Here is a 26,376-nt window from a genome sequence, read left to right on the forward strand (position 1 = left end):
CTGTCTAGGAACCGACTCGGACCACGGAGGTCTCTCGTGTCTCACGCTAATGCCCGGCTGACACCTGCCGGCAGGTTCGTGATGGTCCAGCGCATCGCGGCTGGCCGCCCGGTCGCCCACGTCGCCGCCGAGATGGGCGTCTCGCGCACGACCGCGTGGCGGTGGTGGCGCCGATTTCGGATCGAGGGCCGCGCAGGCCTGGTGGACCGGCCGAGCTGCGCACGCACCCATCCGCGTCGCACGCCCGCATGCGTGGAGACCCGGGTGCGGATCGCTCGGATGCTCTCGCGGCGAGGGCCGGTCTGGATCGGCTATCACCTGGGTCTTCCCGCCTCCACGGTCGGGCGCGTCCTGGCCCGTCACGGCGCACCCCTGCTGCGCGAGTGCGACCCCCTGACCGGCCTGCCGATTCGTGCCTCGCGGCGCTCACCGCACCGCTACGAGCACGCCTATCCCGGCTCGCTGGTCCACATCGACGTCAAGAAGCTCGGGCGCATCCCGGACGGCGGCGGGCATCGGGCACTGGGCCGAGCCGACGGTCGACGAGACCGCCGCCGCGGGGTCGGCTACGACTACATCCACACCGCGATCGACGACCACTCCCGGCTGGCCTACGCCGAGATCCACAACGACGAGAAAGGCACGACCTGCGCAGGGTTCCTGACCCGTGCAGCGGCGTTCTACGCCTCTCACGGCATCACGGTCGAGCGCGTGATCAGCGACAACGCCAGGAACTACCGAATCTCCCGGGACTTCCTCGAGACGGCCGAGCAACTCGGCATCCGCCTGAAGCTGATCCGGCCCTACTGCCCGTGGACCAACGGCAAGGTCGAGCGACTCAACCGCACCCTCGCCGCCGAGTGGGCATACTCACGCGTCTTCACCACCAATGCCGAACGCGCCGCCGTCTTGCCCGACTGGCTCGACCGCTACAACCTGGACCGACCCCACCTCGGCATCGGCGGCCTACGACCCATCGACCGCGTCAACAACGCTGCGGGTCAGTACAGCTAGCGGCAGCACCACCGATGCTGCCCCACGTGTAGAAGTCGGAGTCGTGGTCAGCCATGTCGTCATCGACGCCGTTGAGCTCGTAGTTGATCAGTCGGCGGATCTGTCGTGTCCCCCCGAACGTCACGGTGTCACCGAACGCCGCGCTCCAGTGGGCCTGCTGCACGAGTAGGTGACACCTATGACCTGCCACCTACTCGTGCAGCAGGCCCCTCGCACCAATACTCTGGCGAGACTGTCGTGTCCGCTCCCCGGGGCGGACCGTGTTCGCGGCGCCGACGCTGCGCACGAGTCCCGGGCACCCAGCGCCGACAGTTGACAGGAGCAAAGACCAGGTGCGAGGACAGGCCGGGTGCTCATAGGGCGGTCACACGACGATGCCGTCGGGGCCGAAGTGCTCCCACGCGAGTCCGCCACCCCGGACGGGTGCGTCGTGCGCTGGCTCGCGAGGGCGTGAGTGCGCTCAGTTCGAGCGACCAGGGCGTCAGGTCGAGTCGTCGTTCGATCGACCCGGCGGCCCGCTGGGCAGGCATGCGAGGACCTCGCCCACGGCGAGGCCGACTCCGTGCCCGTCGAGCCTCACGGTGAGGGCGACGGCGGCGACGGCAGCCAGGGCTACGGCGGCCGGGAGTGCGACGCGCCCGCCGCGGTGGCGCAGGTCGGCGACGAGCAGCGCGACGACGACGCTCGCGACCGGTCCGGCGACGAGATAGCCCGGGCCGACGCCGGTGAGCAGGACGTACGGCACCCAGAACGTCGCGTAGACGAACGGCAGCAACGGCGGCGTCGCACGCTCCCGCCACGCGCGGACGAGCAGGAACCCGACGAGGCCGCCGACGGCGTCGGACGTGCCCGCCTCGACGAGCGAGGGTTCCGCGACGGTGAGGACGACCGCCGCCACGAGGCCGCCGCCGAGGGCCGCGGCCGCCCACCACCCGGTCCCCCACCGCCGCTCGACGGCCCACCCGACGAGCACGAGACCCGCGAGGTTGAACGCGTACTGCCCCCACCACGACTGCACGAGCATCGACGACCCGAGCCGCCACCACTCGCCGTCCGCGATGAGCGCCGGGTCGCGCGTCAGGGCGTCGTGCACGTCCGGCACGAGCAGCCCGACCACGCCGAGCGTCGCGACCGTCACGCCTGCGACGGCGGTCCCCCACGTCGACCTCGTGCCCCACGGACGAGGGGCCGCGGCCGGCGGTGACGCCGACGGGACGGTCACGTCCGGGGGACGCCGCGACGGATGCGGTCGGTGAGCGCCTCGTACGTGGAGCCCGGGCCCTCCCAGCGCGACTCGACGAACCACGTCGCGCCCGCCTCCGCGAGCGCGGCCGCGTGGTCCTGCGCCTCGGCGGGGTCCTCGGGCAGGACGCCCTGAAGCACGATCTCGAACGGGCCGTCGTCGGGCGACCGGTGCTCGCGGACCCATCCCGCGATCTCGGCGACCTCCTTCGGGCCGAGGTGCTCCATGGCGCGGTCGCCGCGCAGCTGCGGGACGACGCCGTCGTAGCGCAGCGCGCGCCCCATCGACCGGTCGCTCGGGAACGCGCCGACGACCCAGATCGGCACGCGCGGCCGCTGCACGGGGCGGGTGCTGATGCGCAGGTCCTCGACCTTGTGGCGGTGGCCGTCGTAGGAGAACGTCTCGCCGCGGAACGCGAGGTCGAGGATCGCGAGGTGGTCGTCGAGCAGCTCGGCCCGCTCGCGTGTGCTGGTGAGCTCGCCGGAGACGCCGACGAACCCGCGGTCGATCGGCACGCCCAGGCCCGCGGGGATCACGAGCCGGCCGTTCGAGAGGTGGTCGACGGTCACGGCCTGGCGCGCGACGACCCACGGACGGCGCCGCGGCAGCGCGAAGACGAGCGCGCCGAGCGTGATCCGCTCGGTGCGGACGGCCGCCGCGGCGAGCACGGCCCACGGGTCCCACACGTCGCCGTCGAGCCCGAGGTCGATCGCGTCCCACGTGAAGAAGCCGTCCCAGCCGGACTCCTCGGCGTCGACCGCCATCCCGAGCACCTGCTCCGTCGTGCCGAACGTGCCGACGATCCCGAACTTCATGACGCCCCCGTGTGTCGTCGCAGTCGTTGCCGGCGACGCTACCGACGACCTCCGACACCCCCGTCTCCGGCGCGAAAGGCGTTGGTCCTGTCGGTGGTCCGTCGGAGGATGGGTGCGTGACCGACGACGCCCACGCACCGGCGACCCCGGCCCAACCCGACCCGCACGTCCCGACGGCCGTCCCCGACGCGGGCGCGCCCGACGACGCCACGCCCCCCGACCGCCCCGGCTGGGTGCGCGACACCGTCGTCTTCCTGTCGGGGCAGACGGTCTCGCTGTTCGGCTCGATGCTCGTGCAGTACGCGGTGCTGTGGCACCTGACGCTCGAGACCCGCTCGGGTGCGGTGCTCGCGCTGTCGTCGGTGTTCGGCTTCCTACCGCAGGCGGTCGTGTCGATCTTCGGCGGCGTCTGGGCGGACCGGCACAACCGCAAGCTGCTCGTCATCGGCGCGGACGCGACGATCGCGGTCACGACGCTCGCTCTCGCGCTCCTCATGCTGTCCGGCCACGACGACCTGTGGCTCATCTACGCGGCGCTCGCGATCCGCTCGGCGGGTGCGGGCGTGCAGACCCCGGCGGTCGCGGCGATGGTCCCGCAGATCGTCCCGATGCGTCACCTGATGCGCGTGAACGGCATCAACGCGACGATCCAGTCCGCGATGATGCTCGTCGCCCCGGCCGTCGCGGCCGCCGTGTACGCGAGCGCGGACATCGTGGCGGTCTTCTTCGTCGACGTCGTGACGGCGGTGATCGGCATCGGGATGCTCCTGCTGGTCCCGGTCGCGACGATCGTGCGGACCCAGGGCGACGGCCCGACGAGCTACTTCGGCGACCTCGTCGGCGGGCTGCGGTACATCGCCGGGCACGCGTTCGTCCGGTGGGTGCTCGTGCTGTTCGCGGTCGTGTTCGTGCTGATCGTCGCGCCGTCGTACCTGACGCCGCTCATGGTGGCGCGCACCTTCGGGCCCGAAGTCTGGAAGCTCACCGCGAACGAGCTCGCGTTCAGCATCGGGATGCTGCTCGGCGGCGCGGCGGTCGCGATCTGGGCGGCGAAGCGCAGCCGCATCGGGCTCATCATCGGCTCGACGCTCGCCTTCGGGGGCATCTCGATCGGGCTCGGCGTCTCGACGAACCTGTGGGTGTTCCTCGGGTTCATGTTCCTGCTCGGCCTGGCGGTGCCGTTCTTCTCGACGCCGTCGACGACCGTCCTGCAGGAGACGGTCGAGCCGGAGATGCAGGGGCGCGTGTTCGGGTTCGTCGGCATCGTCATGGCGGTCGCGATGCCGCTCGGCATGGCGGTGTTCGGGCCGCTCGCGGACCTGGTCAGCGTCGAGCTGCTGCTGGTCCTCGCGGGCGTCGCGCTGTTCGTGGTGGTCGGCGTGGCGCTCGCGATGCCGTCGGGCCGCCGCGCGCTCGACGACGCCCGGCGCCAGTCGGCTGCCACCGAGAAGGACGCTGTGACCACGGACGCCTGACGGCAGCGCGTCCCGTCAGGACGCCCGCGTGACCGGCTGGCGCAGGATCGTCCGGAGCTTCTCGGGCGCGGTCCGGCGGGCGTCGCCGAGGTAGATCTCGTGGTGCTTGCCGGTCCGGTGCAGACCGTGGCCGGGGATGACCTCGTCGTGCATCTCCGCGAGGACGGGACCCTCGGCGTCGTACGGGCCGACGTGCAGCGTCTGGACGCACAGCCCCTCGTCGAGGCGTGCGAGCCGGATGTCGTCGAGCCGGGGTGCGCCGCCCTTGCGGGCGACGGTCGCGCGCGCGGTCTCGACGTGCTCGGCGTCGAGCCAGTCGGGCACGAGGACCAGCAGCGTCCAGTCCCACCGGGACTTGTCGCGCGCGCTCGTGAACGACTCCATGTCGGACGACCACCACAGCCCTTCGAGCGGCATGACGGTGTAGTCGCGACCGAGCTCGGTCTTGCTGAGGAACTTCAGCGCGTACGCGAGCGGGTAGAGCGACGACACGGACGCCGTGTACTCGGGGGCGGTGTTCGGGTCGCCGTGCCCGTCGACGGCGAGGTAGGTCAGCGGCGGGACCTCGACGACGTCGAACCGGCCCCGCCGGGCCGTGTACGCCGCGATCTGCTTCTTGAGGTCGGTCTTCGCGGTGGCTCCGGCGCTGGTCATCCGCCCTCCTCATCTTGACGCGGGTGCGCGGCTCATTCTGCTCGGTGATCGATATTGCACCAACTGGTTCACTGTCGTAAGGTGAACCACATGGTTCAGCAAGTAGTGCTCGACCGGATGTTCTCCGCCCTCGCGGACGGCACCCGACGCGCGGTGCTCGAACGGCTCGGCCAGGGGCCGGCGACGATCGGGGAGCTCGCCGCGCCGCACGACATGACCCTCACGGGCATGAAGAAGCACGTGCAGGTGCTCGAGGACGCCGGGCTCGTCGTCACGGAGAAGGTCGGCCGGACCCGGCAGTGCCGGCTCGGCAACGAGCGCCTGGACGACGCGATGGCATGGATCTCCTTCTACCAGCGGCTCTGGGAGCGTCGGCTCGACGGTCTCGAGGCCTACTTCCTGCTGCGTCCGCCGGCGGACGCCCCACCGAGAGGAACGGACGCATGACCACCGACACCACCGACCTCGAGCTGCGCACGTCGCGGCTCCTGCCCGCCCCGCCCGCCGAGGTCTGGGACGTCTACACCGACGCCGAGAAGCAGAAGGTGTGGTTCTCGATCCTCGACGAGGAGCCGGGCATCGTGCGCATCGAGACGGACCTGCGCGTCGGCGGGCAGCAGACCGCCGTCTGGGGGCCGAGCGAGGACCAGCTCTTCACCGAGGTGCAGACGTTCCTGGAGATCGACGCACCGCACCGGCTCGTCACCGAGTCGACGGGCAGCACGCCCGACGGCCAGACGATGACCACGCGCATCGAGGTCACGTTCACCGCGCAGGACTGCGGCACGCTCATGGAGGTCGTGCAGAGCGGCTTCCCGACCGTCGAGATCCGCGACTTCTTCGTCGAGCACGCCTGGTCGGGCGCGTTCGACCGGCTCGCGGCGTACCTCACGCGCTGAACGGCGGACGACGGGAGGCGACCCGCTGAGGGCGCCTCCCGTCGTCGCACCCCCACCCGGGCGACCGGATGCGGGACCGGGCGGGCTGCCGCAGGCTGGGTCCCCGCCCTGCTGCTCCCCCTCGGAGGTCCCGTGCCGACTGCCCTGCCGCCCGTCCGCGGCGTCGCCCTCGACGACGCCGTCACGCAGGTGCTCGGCCCGGACGCCCGGCTGCGGGACGCGCAGGCCGACGCGCTGCGCGGGCTCGCCGACCGCGACACGCTGCTCGTCGCCCGCACCGGCGCGGGCAAGTCCGCGGTGTACGCGATCGCGACGCTCGTCGCGGCCCGGCTGACGCTCGTCGTCTCGCCGCTCGTGGCACTCCAGCGCGACCAGGCGCAGTCGCTGCGCGAGGTCGGCCTGCGGGCAGCCACGGTCAGCTCCGCCGTGTCGCGCGGGCGGCAGGCGCAGGCGCTCGACGACGCGGCGCACGGGCGGCTCGACGTGCTGCTGCTGGCCCCCGAGCAGCTGCACCGTGGGCCGGTGGTCGAGGCGCTGCGCACCGCCGACGTCGGGCTGGTCGTCGTCGACGAGGCGCACTGCGTGAGCGAGTGGGGCCACGACTTCCGGCCCGACTACCTGCACGTCGCGTCGGCCGTGCGCGCGCTGGGTGGTCCCCGGGTGCTCGCGATGACCGCGACGGCGTCCGCGCACGCGCGCGACGAGATCGTCGAGCGCCTCGGCCTGACCGACCCGCGCGTGCTCGTCCACGACGCCGACCGCCCGAACATCTGGCTGGGCGCGACCCCGGCGTCGACCGCGGCGGACCGCGACGCACGCGTCGTCGAGGAGGTCCTGCGCACCGAGGGGGCCGTGATCGTCTACGCCCGCACCCGGGCGCACACCACCGAGCTCGCGGACCTGCTCGACCGCGCCGGGCGGCCCGCGCTCGTCTACCACGCAGGGCTCGCGGCGAAGGAGCGGGCCCGTGTCCAGGACACGTTCCTGCACGGCCGGCACGACACGGTCGTCGCGACCAGCGCGTTCGGCATGGGCGTCGACCGCGCCGACGTGCGCGCCGTCGTGCACGCCGGTCCCCCGCCCTCGCTCGACGCCTACTACCAGGAGGTCGGCCGCGCCGGACGCGACGAGCAGCCCGCGCGGGCGGTCGTCGTGCACCGCCCGGACGACACCGCGCTCAACCGCTTCCTGCGCAGCGGCGGCGGCGCGAAGCCGGGGACGTTGCGCGCCGTGCTCGCGGCCACGTCGCACGGCCCGGCGGACCGGGCCACCGTCGCCGAGCGCGCGGGCCTGGGCGCCCGCACCGTGTCGCGCGCGCTCGCCGAGCTCGCCGCGGCGGGCGCCGTCCACGACGACGACGGCCGTTGGGTGGCGACCGGGACGTCCGTCGCCGACGCCGTCGCGGCCGTCACCGAGGCCCGCGAGCGCCGCGCGACCCTCGACGCGTCGCGCGTCGAGCTCGTCCGGACGTACACCGACACGACCGACTGCCGGCGCCGGCTGCTGCTCGAGCTGCTCGGCGAGGTGCGCCCCGACCCGTGCGGCGCGTGCGACTCGTGCGACCGCGGCACGAGCGCACCGGCACGGTCGACGGGCGTCCACCCCGGGCAGGCGGTGCGGCACGAGCAGTTCGGCGACGGGACGGTGTCGGTCGTCGAGGCGGACCGGCTCACCGTGCTGTTCGAGGAGCACGGGTACGTGACGCTCGACGCCGCGGTCGCGCTCGACTCGGAGCTGCTCACGGTCCGCTGAGGGTCCGCGGCATCGACATCGGTGTCGACGTCGCTGACCTGCGTCGTCATCCCGCTTCCGCGACGCGGGCGGGTGGCGCGATGATCGGCACGGGTGCCCGGTTCGTCCGGTGCCGCCCGAGGCACGTCCCGTCACGCCGCACGTCGCTCCACGTTCCCGCACCGAACGCCCGAGAAGAGGACGGACCATGACGACACCCGACACCATCGTGCTCGTGCACGGCCTGTGGATGACCCCCCGCAGCTGGGAGCACTGGGTCCCGTACTACGAGGCGAAGGGCTACCGGGTGCTCACGCCCGGGTACCCGGGCTTCGAGATCGAGGTCGAGGGGTTGCGCGAGAACCCCGAGATCATCGCGACGCTCACCGTCCCGGAGGTCGTCGACCACCTGGCCGCCGTGATCGAGGGGCTCGACGCGCCGCCGATCATCATCGGCCACTCGTTCGGCGGGACGCTCACGCAGCTGCTGCTCGCGCGGGGGCTGGGAGCCGCGGGCGTCGTCGTCGACTCCGCGCCGACGGAGGGCGTCCGAGTCACACCCCCGTCGCAGCTCAAGTCGCTCAGTCCCGCGTTCACGAGCCTGCACAAGCGGCACGAGGCCGTCGCGTTCAGCCCCGAGCAGTTCCACTACGCGTTCGCGAACACGCTGAGCCGCGAGGAGTCGGACGCGGTCCACGAGCGCTACGCGATCGCGGCGCCCGGCTCGTGGATCTGGGCGTACGGGCTCATCGCGAACTACAAGCCCGGCCACCAGGAGACGTGGGTCGACTACAGCAAGGACCGCGCGCCGCTGCTGTTCATCGCGGGCGGCAAGGACCACATCATGCCCGCGTCCGTGAACCGCTCGAACGCCAAGCACTACGACAAGTCCCCGGCGGTCACCGAGCTGTTCGAGTTCCCCGACCGCGACCACTGGACGTGCGCGGCGCCGGGCTGGGAGGCCGTCGCCGACAAGGCGCTCGACTGGGCGCTCGCGCACGCCCGGACGCGCACCGAGGCCTGAGCCTCACCCGGCGAACCGCTCTGCCCGGACGTCGCCCGGCGGTAGCGTCCGGGCATGGCCCGCCGCGGGGAGCTCCGGCACGTCGAGCTCGACGAGCACGACGACGGACACGGCACGCCGCCGCCACGCCGGCCCGGCGACGGTGACAGCGGCGGCGGCACCGGCGGCGACACGGCCCCGGACCACGAGGGCGACGCACCCTCGGGTCGGCGCGGCGCGCCGCGGGCCGTGCTGGTCGTCGGGGCCGCCGTCGCGGTCGTCCTGCTGGTGCTCGGCGGCGTCCAGGTGGCCCTCGACCGGCGCGAGGCCGCCGTCGACGACCGGATCGCCGCGCTGCGGGGCGCGAGCGTCGACGTCGGGACGGAGCTCACGGCCCTCTGGGAGCTCGACGCCACCCGGCCCTGGTACCCGATGCTCGTCGACGGCACGGTCGCGACGGGCCCGACGCTGATCGACGGCGCGCACGGGCTCCTCGCGCGCGACCTCCGCACGGGCGAGGAGGTCTGGTCGGTCCCGATCGGACCCCCGGTCGCGTCACCGGACGGCGGGTGGGGCGGCTCGATCACGTGCGCACCCCCGCCCGTCGGCACCTCCGACCCGAACCACGTGCCCGAGGTCCTCGTCTGCCACACCACCGACGCGGAGGTGGGCTCCGAGGCCGCACCCACGGCCGCGTCGTGGGCGCGCGTCGTCGTGGTGGACCTGCGCACGCACACCGTCCGCTCGTCGGTCGAGGTCCCGCGCACCCCGCACGCGGCCGTGCTCGACGGCGTCGTCGCCCTCGGCCTCCTCGACGGTGAGCGGCACGTCGCGGTCGTGGGCGTCGACACCGCCACGGGCGCCGAACGCTGGCGCTACCGCGCCCCCGACGCGTTGCCCGAGTACGCCGACGACTCCGGGTGGATCTCGTTGCACGCCGCGGGCGGCCACGTGGTCGTCTTCGACACGTCCGGCCGGGACTACGCGCTCGACTCCGACGGCGTGCGCGTCGACGGCCTCCGCACCGACGCGACCGGGTTCGACGGTGCGTGGCTCGCCGTACCCGCCCGGGACGGTCGGTCGCGGGTCCTGCGCCCGCGCGAGCCCGACCTCGAGGTCGCCGGGACGCTGGCGCGCCGCACGCTCGACGACGGCAGCGCGCCCGGGCTCGAGGTGTCGAGCAGCGGAGCGCTCGCGTGGGGCTGGGACGCGACGACCGGCGAGCAGCGTTGGGAGACGGCCGTCGACCTGTCGTCGTCGGTGGGCGCGCAGACCGTCGTCGTCGCCGAGGGGCGCGTGCACTCGACGTCGAGCGCGGGCGTCCGCACGCTCGACGCCCGCACCGGCGCGCTGCTCTGGTCGTACGACCTGCCGTCGGGGACCGTGCGCAGCGGCGTGCTGTGCGACGGTCCGCACGTCATGGTGCTGCGCGGGTCGGAGGACGCCGCGACGGTCGACTCGCTCGTCGTGCTCGACCGGCGCACCGGCGACCTCGTCCGCGAGCTGCCCCTGCCGCCCGGCGTCGAGTGGACGTCCCAGCTCGGTCCGTACGTCCTCGCGGCGGCCGCCGGGAGCGCGACGCTCCTCGGCTGACCGCGAGCCGGCCCGCCGGCGGGCAGGGCTGCACGAGCAGGGTCGGCGAGCGGCGTCGCCGTGCGCCGTCGCGGGCCGGGGCCGCTCGCCGTCGGCGGAGGTACCCTCCGCGCATGGCCCGCGGTGAGCGCCTCTCCTTCGTCGAGCTGGTCGAGGACGACGACCTCGACGCGGCCGCGCCCGCTCCCGCACCGGCCGAGGCGACGACGGCCGCCCGACGGTGGCGACGGCCCGCGCTGGTGGCCGGCGCCGGGGCGGCGGTCGTCGTGGTCGGGCTCGCCGTCGTGCAGGGCGTGGCCGACGCACGCGTGCGCGCCGTCGACGCCCGGATCGCCGCGCTCCCGGGTGCGCTCGGGGAGGTCGGCGACAGCCTGGAGCCGCTGTGGACGCCGGACGAGGCGTGGTGGCCGACGACGACGTCCGGCGGCGCCGCGATCGGTACCGCCCTCCAGCCCGACGGGTCGACCGCCCTCGTCGCGCTCGACGTCGACACCGGCGAGCAGCGCTGGTCGGCGACCGTGGCACCGGCCGTCCCCGGTGCGGAGCTCAGCGAGGCGCGGTGCGTACCGCCGGAGGGCGAGGGCGTGCCCGAGCCGGCGACGATGGTGTGCTTCGCGACCGACGCGCGCCAGTCGTTCGGCTCGATCGACCCCGACGCCGCGTGGCGACCCGGCACGTGGTCGCGCCTCACGGTCGTCGACCTGCGCGACGGGACGGTGGTCGCGGCGCACGACCTCGACGAGCCCGCGCTGCACGCCGCGGTCCTGCGGGACGTGACCGCGCTGCTGCGGCTCGACGACGGCGGGCACGTCGTCCTCACGGCGATCGACCCCGTCTCCGGTGCGGAGGCGTGGCGCTACCGGCACCCCACGGTGCTCCCCGGCGCCCGCGACGACCGCTGGTCCTGGGTCACCGAGGCGGCCGGGCACGCCGTCGTGCAGACCCCGCTGGACACGCTCGTGATCGACCCGGCGGGCCGGCCGCGCGACGACGTCCGAGGGATCGAGCTCTGGGCCGGCACGTTCCTGCAGGCGCCGCACGAGGGCCGCACGGTCGTCGTGCGGGCGGGACGGCCGGACCTCGAGGTGCTCGGCGACTTCGCCGCGCGCCAGCTCGACGACGGCAGCCTGCCCGGCCTGGAGGTGTCGTCAGGCGGCGGCTGGGTCTACGGGTGGGACGCGGACAGCGGCGAGCAGCGCTGGGAGGTCGAGCTCGACGTCGGCCAGATCTGGGCCGCGCTCGTGCTCGACGGGAGCGTGCACGTCGCCACGCGCACCGGCGTCGCCGCGCTCGACGGCGGGACCGGCGAGGTGCTGTGGTCGTACGACCTCGCGCCCGGCACGACGCCGTCGCAGGTCCTCACCGACGGTCCGCACGTGCTCGTCGAGCAGGTCGACCCGGAGGGTGTGGACCCGTCGGTCCTCGTGGTCCTGGACCGGCGGACCGGCGTGCACGTGCGCGACGTGAGCATGCCGACCGGGGTCCAGGGCGTCATCCCGTTCGGGCACCGTCTCTTCGCGTTCACGACCGAGCCCGTCGTGCTCGGCTGAGCGCGGGGCGTCCCCGTCCGCGCCGACGTCAGGTGGTCCGGCCGCCCACGAGCGGCGCGGGGAACCGCGGCACGACCGACGTGCCCGCGAGCCACGCGCTCAGCCGCTCCGCCTCCGCCTCGACCGCGGCGGCCGCCTCCCGCCCGACGTCCTCCAGCGGGTAGAGCGCGACCTCGCCGGCCGGGGTCACCGTCCACGCGCCGGTGATGCGGCCGTCGACCCAGATCGCGGCACCGCCGTTGCCGACCGAGTCGTACACCTGGGAGCGGTGCGGCCCGACGTACCAGTCGCGCTCCGTCCAGCCCATCGTCGTCGGGTCCAGCCACGGCAGCAGCGCGACCCACGGCTCGACCGGCCCGACCCGGTCGACGTCGTCGGGCAGCACCCACCCGGTCACGCCGCCGTCGAGCGTGACCTCCACGGCCCGGACGTCCGCGAGCGCGCGCCGCACGTCGCGCAGCGTCGACCCGAGCCACCACCGCACGTCCCGCTCGGTCGCGGGCCCGAACCGCCCGAGCCACGCGCGGACGAGCGTCGCGCGGGCCTCGTGCTCGTCGAGCGGGTCGATCTCGGCGCCGAGCCAGTCGCGCGCGAGCACCCACGTCGGGCGGGACGCCGTCCAGCGGCCGAGGTTGCCCGCGCGCACGACGGTCCCGGCCGCCTGGAGGCACGTGAGCACGCGCGACGCGACCGAGAACGACCCGGCCCACGGCTTGTCGCCGCCGTACGCGACGCGCGCGTCGATCACCGCGAGCCGCTGGCGGAGCTGCGTGGACGTGAGCGGCTCGCCGCCCGCGAGCTCCGCGACCGTCGCGGCGACGGCCTCGTCGAACCAGCGCGCGCCGTCGGTCGCGAGCCCGGCGGCGACGACGTCCTTCTCCAGCCGGCGACGCTCGGTCGCCGCGACCTTCGCGCTGCACGCGGCCTGCACGACGGGCAGGACGTCGCGCGGGACGGCGAACAGCGTGCGGCGCATCGCGAGGTGCTTGACCAGGGTGCGGTCGGCGTAGAACGCGCGGTCGAGGTCCTCGACCGTGAAGCCGTCGGTGCGGGCCCACGCCGACAGGTAGAGGCCCGCCGGGTCGGTCGCGTGCAGGCACACGACGCTCGCGGCCGAGTCCTCGACCGTCGCGACCCGGTGGGCGGGCGCGAGCGCGTGCCGTCTGGCGAGCCGGGCGCGGCGCTCGGCGGTGTCGAGGTGCTGCACGCGCCGATCGTCGCAGGTGGCGCCGACGTCAGCCGACGAAGACGCAGAACGGGTGTCCGGACGGGTCGGCGTACACGCGCAGCGGCTCGTCGGGGTCGTCGGTGCGGTCGAACAGGACGCGGGCACCGAGCGCGAGCGCGCGCTCGTGGGCGGCGTCGAGCGAGGCGACGTCGGGCACGCTGCTGTCGAGGTGGAGCTGCTGCGGGACCGTGTGGTCGGGCCACGTCGACGGCGGCAGGTGCTCGACCTTCTGGAACGCGAGCGGGACCCCCTCGCCGCCGCGCAGGACGAGCCAGTCGTCGCCGTTCGGGTCGGGCTCGCCGGGTGCGGGCGGCTCGTCGCCGTCGCGGTACGTGAGGCCGAAGAGCTCGCGGTAGAACTCGGCCAGCCCGCGGGGGTCCGTGGTGTCGAGGACGACCTGACGGATGACGGGACGGACGTCGGGCATCGGGGACCACCTCCGCGGGCCACACTGGTGCCGCGTGCGGGCTCCCGCCACTCGGCGACTGCTCACCGCGCGACCGGCGCGGTCGATCTACTTACTGACCAGTTGGTAATTGTTCGCTAGACTCCTGCGACGCTCGAATCGATTCGCCCGCGCGTCGACGCACGCACGCCCCGCCCGTCCCGCCCTGCACCGCCGCCGTGAGAGGACCCGTCCGTGCCGCACCCGTACCAGGACCCCGCGCTCCCTGTCGCCGAGCGCGTCGCCGACCTCGTCGGCCGGATGACCCTCCCCGAGAAGGTCGGCCAGATGATGCAGCTCGACGCGCGCGCGGACGTCCGCAGCCTCGTCGAGGACATGCACGTCGGCTCGATCCTGCACGCCTCGCCCGAGCACCTGCACGAGGCCGTCGAGCTCACCGCGCAGACGCGGCTCCAGATCCCGCTGCTCGTCGGCGAGGACTGCATCCACGGCCACTCGTTCTTCGAGGGCGCCACGATCTACCCCACGCAGCTCGGCATGGCGGCCTCGTGGGATCGCTCCCTCGCCGAGCGCGTCGCCCGCGCGACCGCCGTCGAGGTCGCCGCGACCGGCATCCACTGGACCTTCTCGCCCGTCCTGTGCATCACGCGCGACCTGCGCTGGGGCCGCGTCGACGAGACGTTCGGCGAGGACCCGTTCCTCATCGGCGAGCTCGCGTCCGCGATGGTCGCGGGCTACCAGGGCGACGGGCTGCACGACCCGACCGCGATCCTCGCGACCGCCAAGCACTTCGCCGGGTACTCCGAGACGCAGGGCGGGCGCGACGCGTCCGAGGCCGACATCAGCCACCGCAAGCTCCGGTCCTGGTTCCTGCCGCCGTTCGAGCGCGTCGCGCGCGAGGGCTGCCGCACCTTCATGCTCGGCTACCAGTCGACCGACGGCGTGCCCGTCACCATCAACGACTGGCTGCTGTCCGACGTGCTGCGGGGCGAGTGGGGCTACACCGGGACGCTCATCACCGACTGGGACAACGTCGGCCGCATGGTCTGGGAGCAGCACATCCAGCCCGACCACGCGCACGCCGCGGCCGCCGCCGTCAACGCCGGCAACGACATGGTGATGACGACCCCGCAGTTCTTCGCGGGCGCGCAGGAGGCCGTCGCCGCCGGGATGCTCGACGAGTCCGCGATCGACGCGGCCGTCGCCCGCATCCTCACCCTCAAGTTCGAGCTCGGGCTGTTCGAGGACCCGCGCCGTCCCGACCCCGCGCGCCAGGCCGAGGTCATCGCGTCCGCCGAGCACACCGCGCTCAACGTCGAGGTCGCCCGCCGCTCGCTCGTCCTGCTCACCAACGACGGCACGCTCCCGCTCGCAGGCGGGCTCACCGCCGACGCCGGCTCGGGCCGCGCGCTCCCCGCCGACCGCCCGCGCCGCGTCGCCGTCGTCGGACCCAACGCCGACGACCCCGACACCACGCTCGGCGACTGGGCCGGCCGCTCCGGCCAGGCCGACTGGCTGCCCGACGGCCACCCGCGACACATGATCTCGACCGTCCTCGACGGCCTGCGCGACCACGTGCCCGCCGACTGGACCGTGACGCACGCGCGCGGCGCCGACATCCTCACGCTCCAGCCCGACCCGGCCGGCGCGTTCTTCCCCGACGGCCAGCCGCGCCCGCCGGTCGTCGTGCCCGCCGACGTCGACGACACGCTCATCGCCGAGGCCGTCGCCGCCGCGCAGGACGCCGACTACGTCGTCGCCGTCGTGGGCGACCGCATCGAGCTCGTCGGTGAAGGCCGCTCCACCGCGACGCTCGACCTGATCGGCGGGCAGGTCGCGCTGCTCGACGCGCTCGAGGCCACCGGGACGCCCCTGGTCGTGGTCGTCGTCGCGTCGAAGCCGCTCGTCCTGCCGCCGTCGGCGCACCGCGCCGCCGCGATCCTCTGGGCCGCGAACCCCGGCATGCGCGGCGGTCAGGCCGTCGCCGAGGTGCTGCTCGGGCTCGTCGAGCCGACCGGCCGCCTGCCGATCTCGTTCGCCGCGCACGTCGGCCAGCAGCCGACGTACTACAACCAGATCCCCGGCCAGCACGGCGACCGGTACGCCGACCTCACCCAGCGCCAGCCGTTCGCGTTCGGCGAGGGGCTGTCGTACACGACCGTCGCGTACTCCGACCTGCGGGTGTCGACGCCCGAGGTCGGCGTCGACGACACCGTCCGGGCGCAGGTCACGGTGTCGAACACCGGCGATCGCCCGACGCGCGAGACCGTCCAGGTGTACGTGCGCGACGTCGTCACGTCCGTGACCTGGGCCGAGAAAGAGCTCAAGGCGTACCGGCAGGTCGACCTCGCCCCCGGCGAGTCCGTCGTCGTCGACCTGACGCTGCCCGTCGCCGACTGCACGATCGTCGACCGCCGCGAGCGCCGCGTCGTCGAGCCCGGCGCGTTCGACCTGCTCGTCGGCCCGTCGTCGCGCGACGAGGCCCTCCTGAAGGCCCGCTTCACGGTCGCCTGACTCCCCCGCGTCCCCCCGCGTCCACCCGTGGACGCACGGGCGGACCCTGAGGCCGGCGCGCCCGGTCCCAGGGTCCGCTCCGGGACGGTCCCCGATGTGCCGGGCACGCCCGGCACGCGAGGCTGGGATCACCGCCGAGACGCGACCGTCGCGTCCGGCGGCCCAGAAGGGAACCACCGTGAACATCCACGACCAGATGAGCCGCCAGGGACTGGTCCGCCCCGTCCAGGGCCGCGTCCTCGCCGGCGTGTGCGCCGGCCTGGGTCAGCGGTTCGGCATCTCGCCGTGGGCTGCTCGGCTGCTGTTCGTCCTGCTGCTCATGGTCATCCCCGGCAGCCAGATCCTCGTGTACCCGATCCTCTGGATCCTCATGCCGTCGGAGTCCCCGCAGCCGGCCTACGCGTACGGCCCGCCCCGCGCCTGACCCGACCCACGACCGGCGGCCGCGACCTGGAGGGGGTCCGGCCGCCGCGTCGTGTCCTCAGGCGTCAGGGGGCGACGCGGCCGTGGGCGTTGAACGCCGCGTGCGTCAGGGGCATCAGGCCCGCCCAGAGCGCCTCCATGCGCTCCGCGACCATCTCGATCTCGCGCTGCGGGAACGACGGGACCGTCGCGCGCTCGTCCTTGGTCCGCAAGGACAGGAAGTGCATGAGCGAGCGCGCGTTGCACGTCGCGTACATCGACGAGAACAGGCCCACCGGCAGCACCGCACGGGCGACCTCGCGGGCGACACCGGCGGCGAGCATGTCCTGGTAGGCGTCGTACGCCCCCTGGTACGCGTCGAGCATCGAGCGGGTCACGACGTCGTGCTGCTCGGGGGTGCCGTCAACGAACTCGTACCGGCCCGGCTTGCCCTGCTGCACGAGCTTGCGCTCGGGCGACGGGACGTAGAACACGGGCTGCAGCTCGCGGTAGCGGCCCGACTCCTCGTTGTACGAGAAGCCCGCGCGGTGCCGGTGGAACTCGCGGAACACGAAGATCGGCGCCGAGACGAAGAAGGTCATCGAGTTGTGCTCGAACGGCGTGCCGTGGCGGTCCCGCATCAGGTAGTTGATGAGGCCCTGCGAGCGGCTCGCGTCCTTCTCGAGCTCCTCGAGCGACGCCTCGCCCGCGGTCGACACCCGGGCCGCGAACAGCACGTCCGCGTCGTGCGCGGAGTGCCGCACGAGCTCGACGGTGACGTCGTCGCGCACCCGCACGGGCTCGTGCACGGGCCCCTGCGTCTCGGGCTGGGTGTCGGGCTGCAACGACACGGCGGGATCCCTTCGTCGGGCGCCGCGGCGCGACGCTCCGCACACCCTACGGCTCCCCGGCGCACCGCCCGACGACGGCCCACCGGGCGCCGCCGATGTCGTCCGCGGAGCCCGTCGTCAGGCTCGGGTGGGGGCCACAGCCCGCACCCGACGCACCCGCAGGTCCACGAGGTCGTACCCCTGCGCGACCTCGTTCCACCGCACGACGGGCGGCCCGGCGACCTCCAGGTCCAACGCGAGCAGGGTCGTGACGAACGCCTCCGTCTCGGCCATCGCCAGCGGGGCACCCGGGCACTTGTGGTGCCCGTCGCCGAAGCTCAGCAGGGTCGGCGGCACCGCGCGCGGGACGTCACGGCCCGGGCACAGTCGGTCGCCGTCGTCACCCACCATGCGGGCGTCCGCGTTTGCCGCCCGCACGTCGACGTCGAGCACCGACCCGGCGGGCACGTGCACCGGCCCGTCGGGGCCGTCGAGGGTCAGCGGGCCCGTCGTCTCGCGGAGCAGGTGCGCGACGACCGGCTCGAGCCGCAGCACCTCGTCGAGGATCGCGAGCCGCTCCTCTCGCGGCGCGACGCGGTACCGGGAGCGCAGCACGTCGTCGTCGAGCAGGTGCCACACCGCCGCCGTGATGAGCTCGCGCGTCGTCGCCATGCCCGCCGCCGCGTACGTCACGCACTCGGTGAGGACGTCGAGGTCGCTGAACCCGTCGTCCACCAGCTGGCTGATGAGGTCGTCGCGCCGGCGGCGGCGCCGCGCGCGGATCGCCGGGCGCACGTCGAACACGTAGAACCGCAGCATCGCGGTGTTGCGCCGCGCGGCCAGCCACCGCCGCAGCCACGGGCCGGCGCCCGGCGGGTCGGGCGCGAAGAACACGTCGAGCCGCCGGTGCAGCCCCGCCGACGCGGCCCGGTCGATCCCGATGACCGTCGCCGCGACCTGCACCGCCATGCCCATCGCGAGCCGCGCGACGTCCGACCACCGGTCGGTCCCGACCGTCGCGACCAGACGACGGCTCGTCGCCTCCAGCCACGGGCGGTACTGCTCGACGGTCCGCGGCGCGAAGAACCGGGCCGCCGCGCGCCGCTGCGCATGGTGCTGCTCGCCCTCCAGGTAGAGGATCGGCGGCCGGATCCGCGGGCCCGTCGTGCCGCCCGCCGAGCCCGTGCGGTGGAAGTTCTCCGCGTTGAACCCGCCCTGCCGCGTGTGCTCCGGGTGCCGCAGCACCGTGCGCGCGAGCGCGAACGAGCGGATGCGCCACCGTCGCTCCCCGACCTGCTCCAGGTCGGGCACCGTCCCGTCGCCGGGCTGCGTGAGCTTGCGGGCCGGGCAGCCACCGGCGTCCACGGGAGCCGTCATGCCGGGAGCGTAGGTCGCACGGCCCCCGGCGGCCATCGCGGACGGGTTAGCCTGGCCGTTCGTCGAGGGGGTGGTGGCGTGCCGGTCGAGCGGGTCGCGCTGGTGTCCGACGTGCACGGCAACCTCACCGCGTACGACGCGGTGCTCGCCGACATCGACGCGCGGGGCATCGACACCGTGCTCAACCTGGGCGACGTCGCCGGCAAGGGGCCGCGCGGCTCGGCCGCCGTCGCCCGCACCCGCGAGCGCTGCGCCGTCACCGTCCGCGGCAACTGGGACGACTTCATGCCCGGCCCCGGGCCGTTCGACGACCCCGCCGTGACGTGGTGGCACGACGAGCTCACGGACGACGACCGCGCCTGGCTGCTGTCGCTGCCGCTCGCGCACGACCTCGTGCTGTCCGGGCGGCGGGTGCGGCTGTTCCACGCGTCGGCGACGAGCGTCTACACGCGCGTGTTCTTCACGCACACCGACGACGAGTTCGACGGGATGTTCGCCGCGACGCCCCTGACCGGGCCCGGACCAGCCCCGGACGTCGTCGTCTACGGGGACGTGCACGACGCGTACGTCGAGACGCGCGAGGGCCGCACGCTCGTCAACGCGGGCAGCGTCGGCAACCCGCTCGACGAGCCCACCGCGTCCTACGTCGTGCTGGAGGGCGTGCGCGACGGCACACGGTCCGACGCGTTCGGGCTGCAGGTCGTGCGCGTGCCGTACGACGTCGAGGCGGAGATCGCGGTCGCCGTCGCCGCGGGGATGCCGACCGTCGAGTCCTACGCGATCGAGCTGCGGACCGCCGTGTACCGCGGGTTCCACGTCGAGCGCGGGCTGCGCGCCCCGGACGTCGCGTCGCGCTGACGTCGCACGACCTCACCGGCGCCCGGGACCGCCAGACCGTCTACTGGTCGCCGACCCGCTGGTCGGCCGCGTCCTGCGCCTTGTCGATCTGCTCGTCGTGCGAGCCGCCCGTCGCGGACGACGCCGCGTCGGCGCCCTTGTCCAGCGCGGAGTCGCTCGCCTGCTCGCCCTTGTCGCTCTTCAGCGCGTCGGACGCCTTGTCGCCCAGGTCGTCGATGCCCATGAGGTGCTCCCTGCTCGGTTCTCGCCGGCACGCCGCGCTGCTGGAGCGTCGTCCCATGCTGCGCCGGGGCGCGCTCACCCGCACGCGGGCCGATGAATCGCGGCGCCGGGGCCGGTCGGTAGGGCAGCGACGTCGACGACGTCCGCACCGGCCCGACGACGGAGGACCCGATGACCGCGACACCCGTGACCGCCCCCACGACCGGCCTGCTCGACGTCGGCGACGCCCGGCTGCACTACGAGCTGCGCGGGTCCGGCCCGCTCGTCGTGCTCGTCGCCGCGCCCATGGACGCCGACGCGTTCGCGCCGCTCGGGGACCTGCTCGCGACGGACCGGACGGTCCTGACGACCGACCCGCGCGGCATCCGCCGGTCGACGGTCGCCGACCCGGACGCCGACGCGACCGTCGAGCTGCGCGCCGACGACGTGGCGGCGCTCGTCGCGCACGTCGGCCTCGGCCCCGCCGACCTGGTGCTCGGGTCGTCCGGCGGCGCGGTCACGGTCCTCGACCTCGCGACGCGGCACCCCGACGCCGCCCGCGTCGTCCTCGCGCACGAGCCGCCGCTGCACGCGGTCCTGCCCGACGACGCCGAGCTCGCCGAGCGGACCCGGCGGATGGTCGACACGCACCTGGCGGGGGACGTCGTCGGGGCGTGGCAGCAGTTCATGGACATCGCGGACATCCCGATGCCGCCGGAGCTCGTGGCGCAGATGTTCGGCGGCGAGCGGACGCCGCAGGAGGTCGCCGACGACCACATGCAGTTCGCGCACATGCTGTGGCCGACGGTCCGCTACCGGCCGGACGTCGAAGCGCTGCGCGCCTCGCCGACGCGGGTGCTCGTGGGGATCGGCGAGGAGTCCGCCGGCCAGCTGTGCGACCGGTCGTCCCGGGCGCTCGCGGCGCTGCTCGGGGTCGAGCCGGTGCTGTTCCCGAGCGACCACATCGGCTTCGTCGAGGACCCGCCCACGTTCGCCGCCCGCCTCCGCGACCTGCTGTCCCCGGAACCCTCCACGGCCGCCTGAGTCCCACCGGTGCCGCCTGCCGGACGGCGTCGACGGTCGTCGGCGGGCGTCGACGGCCGGCGACCCGGTGCTGGTGACCGCAGAACGGCTCTGAGCGGTAGCCATCACCGGGTCGTCGGGCGGGGCCGCGGTCAGGCGAGCGGGCGCACCTCGGCGTGAGGCGGGCGAATCCGCGGTCAGGCGGGCGGGTGGGCGGACCCCGGCGTCAGGCGGGCGGGTCCGCGGTCAGGCGGGCGGCGCGGAGGGTGAGGTAGCGGCGCTCGGGGACGGACGTCGCCGCGGCGGCGGCGCGCTGGTAGGCGGCGCGCGCACCGGTCGCGTCGCCCGCGGACTCCAGCAGGTGCGCGCGGACCGCGTCGAGCCGGTGCCCGGGCAGGTCCACGGCGTCGAGGAGCCGGAGCCCGGCGTGCGGGCCGTCGACCATCGCGACCGCCACGGCCCGGTTCACGGCGACCACGGGGCTGCCCGTCATCTGCGCGAGCAGGCCGTACAGCGCCGCGATCTGCGGCCAGTCGGTGTCGTCGGCGGTCGCGGCCCGGTCGTGCACGGCCGCGACGGCGGCCTGCAGCTGGTACTCCCCGACGGACCCGGCCGCGATCGCGGAGTCGAGCAGCGCCAGCCCCTCGGCGACCAGCGCGTGGTCCCACCGCGACCGGTCCTGCTCCGGCAGCGGGACGAGCTCGCCGGACGCGTCGGTGCGGGCGGGCCGGCGCGCGTCGGTGAGCAGCATGAGGGCCAGCAGGCCGGTGACCTCGGGGTCGTCGGGCTCGAGCGCGTGCAGCCAGCGGGTCAGGCGGACGGCCTCGTCGGAGACGTCGACCCGGTGCAGGTCGCCGCCCGACGTGCTCGTCGACCCCTCGGTGAACATCACGTAGAGCACGTGCAGGACGCTGCGCAGCCGGGCCGGGCGCTCGTCGGGTGCGGGCATCGTGAACGTCGACCCGGCGTCGGCGACACGGCGCTTCGCGCGGCTGATGCGCTGCGCCATCGTCGCCTCGGGGACGAGGAACGCGCGGGCGATCTCGGCGGTCGTGAGACCGCCGACGGCGCGCAGCGTGAGCGGGATCGCGGACGAGGGCGTGAGCGCCGGGTGGCAGCACAGGAACAGGACGGTGAGCGAGTCGTCGTCGTGCGCGACCTCGGGCGTCACCTCCTGCGCCGCCCACCGCTCCTCGCGCAGCCGCCGGGCGGCCTCGGAGCGGACCGCGTCGAGCAGCCGCCGGGTCGCGGTCTGGAGCAGCCAGCCGAACGGCTTCTCCGGCACGCCGTCGCGCGGCCAGTGCGTCACCGCGACGACCAGCGCCTCCTGCACGGCGTCCTCGGCGGTGGCGAAGTCGCCCGACCGTCGGCCGAGCACGCCGAGGACCTGCGGCGCGAGCGTGCGCAGCAGGTCCTCGGGCAGCGCGGCGCGCCCCTCGGCAGTGCCCGGCGCGCAAGCGGCGTCGCGGGTCGTGTCCGACGAGGTGGCGGCGTCCTCGCCGACGGGCGGCCCGGCCGTGTCCGGCGCGGCGTCGTCCCGCGGGGTCAGGCGACGCCGTCCGCGGTGCGCAGGTACTCGCGCATGCCCTCGACGTCCGACGCGCCGCCCTCGTCCATGACGCGCCGCACGTGGATCGGCTGGCCGGAGGGCCGCCCGCCGGGCCCGGGGACCGCCGAGACGAGCGCCGCGATCTCGACGGCCCGCTCCTCGCTCTCGACGTCGACGATCTGGTAGCCCGCGAGCCACTCCTTGAACTCGGCGAACGGGCCGTCGGTCACGACGGGCGCCCCGGCCGCGTCGACGCGCACGATCTTCGCGAGGTCGGGCCCGGTGAGGATAGTCGTGGCGACCAGCTCGCCGTTCGCCTCGAGCTCGCGGTTGAGCGCGGCGTAGTAGTCGAGATGGGCGGCGATCTCCTCGGGCGCCCACTCCTCCATCGGCGTCGGGTCGGTCCCGGGCTGGAAGTCGACCCCGATCAGGTAGCGCGGCATCGTGCTCACTCCTCGTGCTCGTCGTGCCCAGACTGGCACTCTCACCCGGGGAACGGAGCCGGCTCGCGGTTCTCGACACCGGCAGCGGGCGCGGTCGTCGCCGGCGTGCGGCGGCTGCGGACGGCGAGGGCCACGGCGGCCACGAGCACGACGGCCGCGGCGGGCAGGGGCAGCGCGGACGGGCCGGACCGGTCGACGACGGCCGCACCGAGCGCGGCGCCGACGGCGATCCCGAGGTTGAAGACGACGGGGATCACGGTGCCCGCGGTCGTGCGGTGCTCGGGACCCGCGGCCCGCAGGATCGCGGTCTGCGCGAGCGGCGGCAGGGCACCGGTGGTCAGCCCCCAGGCCGCGACGACGAGGACAGCGGCGGAGGGTGCGTCGACCACGAGGAGCGCGACCAGCGACGCGGCGACGAGCACGGTCGTGACGACCAGCGCCGCGGCCGGCCGACGGTCGCCGACCCGCCCGACGACAGCGACGCCCACGGCGGACGCGACACCGAACAGCAGCAGGAGGCCGCTGACGCCGCCGGGCAGGTGCGCGGCGGGCACCTCGACGAGCCGCGTGACGAACGTGAACGCGGCGAAGTGGCCGACGAGCACGAGCCCGACGAGCGCGGCGACGACGAGCACGGGCCGCAGCGACGGTCGCCCCTGACCGCCCGGTCCGTCGACGGTCCCCCCGTCGCTCCCGGCCGGTGCGGCCGCCGCCCGGACGACGACCCGCACGAGCACCGCGGCCACGACGGCCAGGACCGCGAGCGCGACGAACGCCCCACGCCAGTCCCACGCCTGCGCGACGACGCTCGCGAGCGGCGTCCCGAGGACCGTCCCGAGGGTGGCCCCGCCGAGGACGACCGCGATCGCCCGGGCGAGGTGCGACGGGTGGACGAGGTCGGCGGTGTGGGTGTTGACCGCGGCCCACAGCAGCCCGGTCGCGGCAGCCCCGGCGACGCGTGCACCGGCGGCGACGGCGTACGTGGGTGCGGCGGCGGTGAGCGCGGCGCTCACGGCGAAGACCAGCAGAGCCCCCGCGACGACCGTCCGCCGGTCGAACCGGGTCGTGAGCCGGACCAGCGGGAACGTCGCGACGACGACCGTGAGCGCCCACAGCGACACGAGCAGGCCGGTGCGCGCCTGCGGCACGTCGAGGTCGGCGCTCATCGCGGGCAGGACCGCGGTGGGCAGCATCTCGCCGGTCACCATGACGAACGTGGCGCCGCCGAGCACGAGGAGGCTGGGCCAGGGGAGACGGCCGGTGGTGTCCATGTTCGTGACGCTAGAGTTTGACATCAGTGTGAAGGTCAAGAGGTCGGCGCACCGCGTGCGTCGGGCCGCGTCGAGGGGCCGGTGGTCGTCGTGAAGATCGGTGAGCTGTCCCGCCGCACGGGTGTCTCGACCCGGCTGCTGCGCTACTACGAGGAGCAGGGCCTCATCTCCCCCGCACGCGCCGCCAACACCTACCGCGAGTACGACGAGGCCACCGTCGCCCAGGTCGAGCGGGCGGTCGGCCTGGTCCGGTCCGGCCTGCCGACGCGTCTCGCCAAGGTCGTCCTCGACCTCGAGCGCACGCAGGACGAGGACCTCGCGGCGTCGTGCCCACGCACGGTCGCGGAGATGCTCGCCACCGAGCTGGAGGGCCTCGACGCCCGCATCGAGTGCCTCACGGCGAGCCGGCGGACGATCCACGACTTCCTCGTGCGGACGTCGCACGCCGCCGACGTCCTGGAGGCGGGGCGGACCCCGTCCTGACGCGCCTGCGCGACGGATCGGACGACCGTCCTATTCCCCTGTGACTGCCGTCACGGCTAGCATGCACCGTCCGGTTCGCACCACGACGGAGGTCCGCTGTGCAGCATCGCCACAAGCTCACCGTCCTCGTCTCGGCCCTCGCCCTCGCGGGCGCGGCCGTCGCGACACCCGCCGCCGCCGCCGACACGCTCGGCGGTCCCGGCCACGGAGGAGGCCACGGCTACCCGCCGAGCGCCGCCGAGAAGTTCTCCAAGAAGGTCACCGAGCGTGCCGTCTTCCGGCACCTGCAGGAGCTCCAGCGCATCGCGGACCGCAACGACGGCAACCGTGCCGCGCTCACCTCCGGGTACGAGGCCAGCGCCCGCTACGTCGAGAAGACGCTGCGCAAGGCCGGCTACACCACGACCCGCGACCCGTTCACGTTCGACCTCGAGATCGAGGACGCCGCCACCCTCACCGTCGCGGGTGGCCCGACGTACACCGTCGACCAGATGACGTTCGCCGTGAACACGCCGGTCGGTGGCGTCAGCGGCGTCACCGCGTCGCCCCTCGACACGTTCGGCTGCACCGCCGACCAGTGGACCGGTGTCGACCTCGTCGAGAAGATCGCCGTCATCAGCCGCGGCGGCTGCTCGTTCGCGATCAAGGCGCAGAACGCCCAGGCCGCGGGCGCCGCCGGCGTCGTCGTCTACAACAACCTGCCCGAGACGCTGCTCATCGGGACGCTCGGCGAGGGCAGCGGCGTCACCATCCCCGTCGCCGGCCTCACGCTCGAGGACGGCCAGGCGCTCGCCGCCACGCCCGGTGTCTCCGTCACGCTCGACACGCGTGTGCACACCGAGACCCGCGAGAGCTTCAACGTCATCGCCCAGACCAAGGCCGGCCGGCAGGACAACGTCGTCTTCCTCGGCGCGCACCTCGACGGCGTCGAGGACGGCCCCGGCATCAACGACAACGGCACCGGCTCGGCCGCGCTGCTCGAGACCGCCGTCCAGCTCGGCCGGGACAAGAAGATCCCGAACGCCGTGCGGTTCGCGTGGTGGGGTGCCGAGGAGCTCGGGCTCATCGGATCGACCGCGTACGTCGAGGACCTGGCGGCGCAGCCGGGCGAGCTCGACAAGATCGCGACCTACCTGAACTTCGACATGGTCGGCTCGCCGAACTACGTGATCGGCGTGTACGACGCGGACCAGTCGACCTACCCGGCCCCCGTGCCGGTCCCGCCGGGCTCGCCCGAGACCGAGGACGTCTTCACCGACTACTTCGACTCGATCGGCCAGGCCTGGGTCGACACCCCGTTCTCGGGCCGGTCCGACTACCAGGCGTTCATCCTCAACGGCATCCCCGCGTCCGGCCTGTTCACCGGGGCCGACGACGTGAAGACCGAGGAGGAGGTCGCGCTGTTCGGCGGCACCGCCGGGATCACGATGGACCCGAACTACCACTCGCCCGGCGACGACATCTCGAACGTGAACCGCGACGCGCTCCGGATCATGACGGGCGCCATCGCCTACGCGACGTACAGCCTCGCGCTCGACACGTCCGCCGTGAACGGCGTGGAGAGCCCGACCAAGCCGCGACCCGGCCACGGGCACGGGCCCGGCAAGGGTCGCAGCGGCGTCGGGACGTACGGCCACCAGGAGGGGTGGGACCGGGCGTCCTGACACAGGCACGCACCCGCGCCGGTCGGAGGAGGGACCGGTCGGCGCGGGTGCGGACCGCGCGGCACGACGGGGTGCGTGCGCGGCGCCGATCACCCCGCGCGCGCCGGCGTTCGGGGTGATCGCGACCCGGACGGCACATGGGGTTCTCGC

25 protein-coding genes are annotated in these 26,376 nt (G+C 74.4%); 14 read left to right on the forward strand and 11 right to left on the reverse strand.

Annotation, left to right across the window (positions count from 1 at the left end; genetic code table 11):
* The first annotated feature begins 36 nt into the window (after positions 1-36).
* Positions 37-1,014: an IS481 family transposase gene (locus OOT42_RS19510; protein ID WP_273652808.1), complete on the forward strand. Its 978-nt coding sequence runs from the start codon at positions 37-39 to the stop codon at positions 1,012-1,014.
* 481 nt (positions 1,015-1,495) lie between these two features.
* On the opposite strand, the gene OOT42_RS19515 is transcribed toward OOT42_RS19510, so the two are convergent.
* The gene (locus OOT42_RS19515; protein ID WP_273652809.1) at positions 1,496-2,152 is read right to left on the reverse strand and encodes a rhomboid family intramembrane serine protease; all 657 of its coding nucleotides are present in this window, start codon (positions 2,150-2,152) and stop codon (positions 1,496-1,498) included.
* A gap of 80 nt (positions 2,153-2,232) precedes the next feature.
* Positions 2,233-3,072: an LLM class flavin-dependent oxidoreductase gene (locus OOT42_RS19520; RefSeq protein ID WP_273652810.1), complete on the reverse strand. Its 840-nt coding sequence runs from the start codon at positions 3,070-3,072 to the stop codon at positions 2,233-2,235.
* A gap of 116 nt (positions 3,073-3,188) precedes the next feature.
* Between OOT42_RS19520 and OOT42_RS19525 the strand changes: the two genes are divergently transcribed.
* A complete protein-coding gene (locus OOT42_RS19525) occupies positions 3,189-4,547 on the forward strand; it encodes an MFS transporter (RefSeq protein ID WP_273652811.1) in 1,359 nt (452 codons plus the stop codon).
* A 15-nt stretch (positions 4,548-4,562) separates the two neighbouring features.
* On the opposite strand, the gene OOT42_RS19530 is transcribed toward OOT42_RS19525, so the two are convergent.
* Positions 4,563-5,201 (reverse strand): GyrI-like domain-containing protein, encoded by a 639-nt coding sequence (locus OOT42_RS19530; protein WP_273652812.1) that lies wholly within the window; start codon positions 5,199-5,201, stop codon positions 4,563-4,565.
* Positions 5,202-5,291: 90 nt separating this feature from the next.
* Here OOT42_RS19530 and OOT42_RS19535 point away from each other — a divergent pair, with 90 nt between their 5' ends.
* The 6 genes from OOT42_RS19535 (at position 5,292) to OOT42_RS19560 (ending at position 11,977) form a co-directional block, all read left to right on the forward strand.
* Positions 5,292-5,648, forward strand: coding sequence for an ArsR/SmtB family transcription factor (locus tag OOT42_RS19535; RefSeq protein ID WP_273652813.1), 357 nt, complete (start codon positions 5,292-5,294; stop codon positions 5,646-5,648).
* On the forward strand, positions 5,645-6,100 hold the full coding sequence (locus OOT42_RS19540; RefSeq protein ID WP_273652814.1) for an SRPBCC family protein: 456 nt from the start codon (positions 5,645-5,647) through the stop codon (positions 6,098-6,100). The genes OOT42_RS19535 and OOT42_RS19540 overlap by 4 nt, the downstream gene beginning before the upstream one ends.
* Before the next feature lie 132 nt (positions 6,101-6,232).
* Complete coding sequence (locus tag OOT42_RS19545) at positions 6,233-7,852, forward strand: RecQ family ATP-dependent DNA helicase (RefSeq protein ID WP_273652815.1); 1,620 nt, start codon at positions 6,233-6,235, stop codon at positions 7,850-7,852.
* A 187-nt stretch (positions 7,853-8,039) separates the two neighbouring features.
* A complete protein-coding gene (locus OOT42_RS19550) occupies positions 8,040-8,855 on the forward strand; it encodes an alpha/beta hydrolase (protein ID WP_273652816.1) in 816 nt (271 codons plus the stop codon).
* A gap of 54 nt (positions 8,856-8,909) precedes the next feature.
* Positions 8,910-10,427 carry a PQQ-binding-like beta-propeller repeat protein gene (locus tag OOT42_RS19555; RefSeq protein WP_273652817.1) on the forward strand — a complete coding sequence of 506 codons (1,518 nt, stop codon included), beginning with the start codon at positions 8,910-8,912 and terminating at the stop codon, positions 10,425-10,427.
* 113 nt (positions 10,428-10,540) lie between these two features.
* The gene (locus OOT42_RS19560; RefSeq protein WP_273652818.1) at positions 10,541-11,977 is read left to right on the forward strand and encodes a PQQ-binding-like beta-propeller repeat protein; all 1,437 of its coding nucleotides are present in this window, start codon (positions 10,541-10,543) and stop codon (positions 11,975-11,977) included.
* Positions 11,978-12,005: 28 nt separating this feature from the next.
* Here the strand turns inward: OOT42_RS19560 and OOT42_RS19565 are convergent, their stop codons facing one another.
* Positions 12,006-13,184 carry a winged helix DNA-binding domain-containing protein gene (locus OOT42_RS19565; RefSeq protein WP_273652819.1) on the reverse strand — a complete coding sequence of 393 codons (1,179 nt, stop codon included), beginning with the start codon at positions 13,182-13,184 and terminating at the stop codon, positions 12,006-12,008.
* A 28-nt stretch (positions 13,185-13,212) separates the two neighbouring features.
* Complete coding sequence (locus OOT42_RS19570; RefSeq protein WP_273652820.1) at positions 13,213-13,632, reverse strand: VOC family protein; 420 nt, start codon at positions 13,630-13,632, stop codon at positions 13,213-13,215.
* A 213-nt stretch (positions 13,633-13,845) separates the two neighbouring features.
* Here OOT42_RS19570 and OOT42_RS19575 point away from each other — a divergent pair, with 213 nt between their 5' ends.
* Entirely contained in the window at positions 13,846-16,125 is a 2,280-nt protein-coding gene (locus OOT42_RS19575) for a glycoside hydrolase family 3 N-terminal domain-containing protein (RefSeq protein ID WP_273652821.1), read from the forward strand.
* Between the two features lie 178 nt (positions 16,126-16,303).
* Entirely contained in the window at positions 16,304-16,549 is a 246-nt protein-coding gene (locus tag OOT42_RS19580; protein WP_235843524.1) for a PspC domain-containing protein, read from the forward strand.
* Between the two features lie 64 nt (positions 16,550-16,613).
* On the opposite strand, the gene thyX is transcribed toward OOT42_RS19580, so the two are convergent.
* Positions 16,614-17,372, reverse strand: a complete 759-nt coding sequence (gene thyX / locus OOT42_RS19585) for an FAD-dependent thymidylate synthase (protein ID WP_273654886.1) — start codon at positions 17,370-17,372, stop codon at positions 16,614-16,616.
* A 123-nt stretch (positions 17,373-17,495) separates the two neighbouring features.
* On the reverse strand, positions 17,496-18,734 hold the full coding sequence (locus OOT42_RS19590) for a cytochrome P450 (protein WP_273652822.1): 1,239 nt from the start codon (positions 18,732-18,734) through the stop codon (positions 17,496-17,498).
* A gap of 78 nt (positions 18,735-18,812) precedes the next feature.
* Here OOT42_RS19590 and OOT42_RS19595 point away from each other — a divergent pair, with 78 nt between their 5' ends.
* On the forward strand, positions 18,813-19,592 hold the full coding sequence (locus OOT42_RS19595) for a metallophosphoesterase family protein (protein ID WP_273652823.1): 780 nt from the start codon (positions 18,813-18,815) through the stop codon (positions 19,590-19,592).
* 40 nt (positions 19,593-19,632) lie between these two features.
* Here the strand turns inward: OOT42_RS19595 and OOT42_RS19600 are convergent, their stop codons facing one another.
* On the reverse strand, positions 19,633-19,815 hold the full coding sequence (locus OOT42_RS19600) for an antitoxin (protein ID WP_273652824.1): 183 nt from the start codon (positions 19,813-19,815) through the stop codon (positions 19,633-19,635).
* A 170-nt stretch (positions 19,816-19,985) separates the two neighbouring features.
* Here OOT42_RS19600 and OOT42_RS19605 point away from each other — a divergent pair, with 170 nt between their 5' ends.
* A complete protein-coding gene (locus OOT42_RS19605) occupies positions 19,986-20,837 on the forward strand; it encodes an alpha/beta fold hydrolase (protein ID WP_273652825.1) in 852 nt (283 codons plus the stop codon).
* 205 nt (positions 20,838-21,042) lie between these two features.
* Here OOT42_RS19605 and OOT42_RS19610 read toward each other — a convergent pair whose 3' ends face one another.
* The 3 genes from OOT42_RS19610 to OOT42_RS19620 form a co-directional block, all read right to left on the reverse strand.
* Positions 21,043-22,194, reverse strand: a complete 1,152-nt coding sequence (locus OOT42_RS19610; RefSeq protein WP_423775939.1) for an RNA polymerase sigma factor — start codon at positions 22,192-22,194, stop codon at positions 21,043-21,045.
* A 167-nt stretch (positions 22,195-22,361) separates the two neighbouring features.
* Positions 22,362-22,808: a YciI family protein gene (locus OOT42_RS19615; protein ID WP_273652826.1), complete on the reverse strand. Its 447-nt coding sequence runs from the start codon at positions 22,806-22,808 to the stop codon at positions 22,362-22,364.
* A 41-nt stretch (positions 22,809-22,849) separates the two neighbouring features.
* Complete coding sequence (locus OOT42_RS19620; protein WP_273652827.1) at positions 22,850-24,079, reverse strand: MFS transporter; 1,230 nt, start codon at positions 24,077-24,079, stop codon at positions 22,850-22,852.
* Positions 24,080-24,169: 90 nt separating this feature from the next.
* On the opposite strand from OOT42_RS19620, the gene OOT42_RS19625 reads away from it, so the two are divergent.
* On the forward strand, positions 24,170-24,562 hold the full coding sequence (locus tag OOT42_RS19625; protein ID WP_273652828.1) for a MerR family transcriptional regulator: 393 nt from the start codon (positions 24,170-24,172) through the stop codon (positions 24,560-24,562).
* A gap of 98 nt (positions 24,563-24,660) precedes the next feature.
* Positions 24,661-26,226 (forward strand): M28 family metallopeptidase, encoded by a 1,566-nt coding sequence (locus OOT42_RS19630; protein WP_273652829.1) that lies wholly within the window; start codon positions 24,661-24,663, stop codon positions 26,224-26,226.
* Positions 26,227-26,376: the final 150 nt, after the last annotated feature.

This window comes from Cellulomonas fimi, assembly GCF_028583725.1.
Classification (GTDB): domain Bacteria; phylum Actinomycetota; class Actinomycetes; order Actinomycetales; family Cellulomonadaceae; genus Cellulomonas; species Cellulomonas fimi_B.

Coding starts and splice junctions, on each gene's coding strand:
- OOT42_RS19520 (WP_273652810.1), bottom strand. CDS start 3,072: ATGAAGTTCGGGATCGTCGGCACGTTCGGCACGACGGAGCAGGTGCTC.
- OOT42_RS19530 (WP_273652812.1), bottom strand. CDS start 5,201: ATGACCAGCGCCGGAGCCACCGCGAAGACCGACCTCAAGAAGCAGATC.
- OOT42_RS19535 (WP_273652813.1), top strand. CDS start 5,292: ATGGTTCAGCAAGTAGTGCTCGACCGGATGTTCTCCGCCCTCGCGGAC.
- OOT42_RS19540 (WP_273652814.1), top strand. CDS start 5,645: ATGACCACCGACACCACCGACCTCGAGCTGCGCACGTCGCGGCTCCTG.
- OOT42_RS19550 (WP_273652816.1), top strand. CDS start 8,040: ATGACGACACCCGACACCATCGTGCTCGTGCACGGCCTGTGGATGACC.
- OOT42_RS19555 (WP_273652817.1), top strand. CDS start 8,910: ATGGCCCGCCGCGGGGAGCTCCGGCACGTCGAGCTCGACGAGCACGAC.
- OOT42_RS19560 (WP_273652818.1), top strand. CDS start 10,541: ATGGCCCGCGGTGAGCGCCTCTCCTTCGTCGAGCTGGTCGAGGACGAC.
- OOT42_RS19570 (WP_273652820.1), bottom strand. CDS start 13,632: ATGCCCGACGTCCGTCCCGTCATCCGTCAGGTCGTCCTCGACACCACG.
- OOT42_RS19590 (WP_273652822.1), bottom strand. CDS start 18,734: ATGACGGCTCCCGTGGACGCCGGTGGCTGCCCGGCCCGCAAGCTCACG.
- OOT42_RS19600 (WP_273652824.1), bottom strand. CDS start 19,815: ATGGGCATCGACGACCTGGGCGACAAGGCGTCCGACGCGCTGAAGAGC.
- OOT42_RS19605 (WP_273652825.1), top strand. CDS start 19,986: ATGACCGCGACACCCGTGACCGCCCCCACGACCGGCCTGCTCGACGTC.
- OOT42_RS19615 (WP_273652826.1), bottom strand. CDS start 22,808: ATGCCGCGCTACCTGATCGGGGTCGACTTCCAGCCCGGGACCGACCCG.
- OOT42_RS19620 (WP_273652827.1), bottom strand. CDS start 24,079: ATGGACACCACCGGCCGTCTCCCCTGGCCCAGCCTCCTCGTGCTCGGC.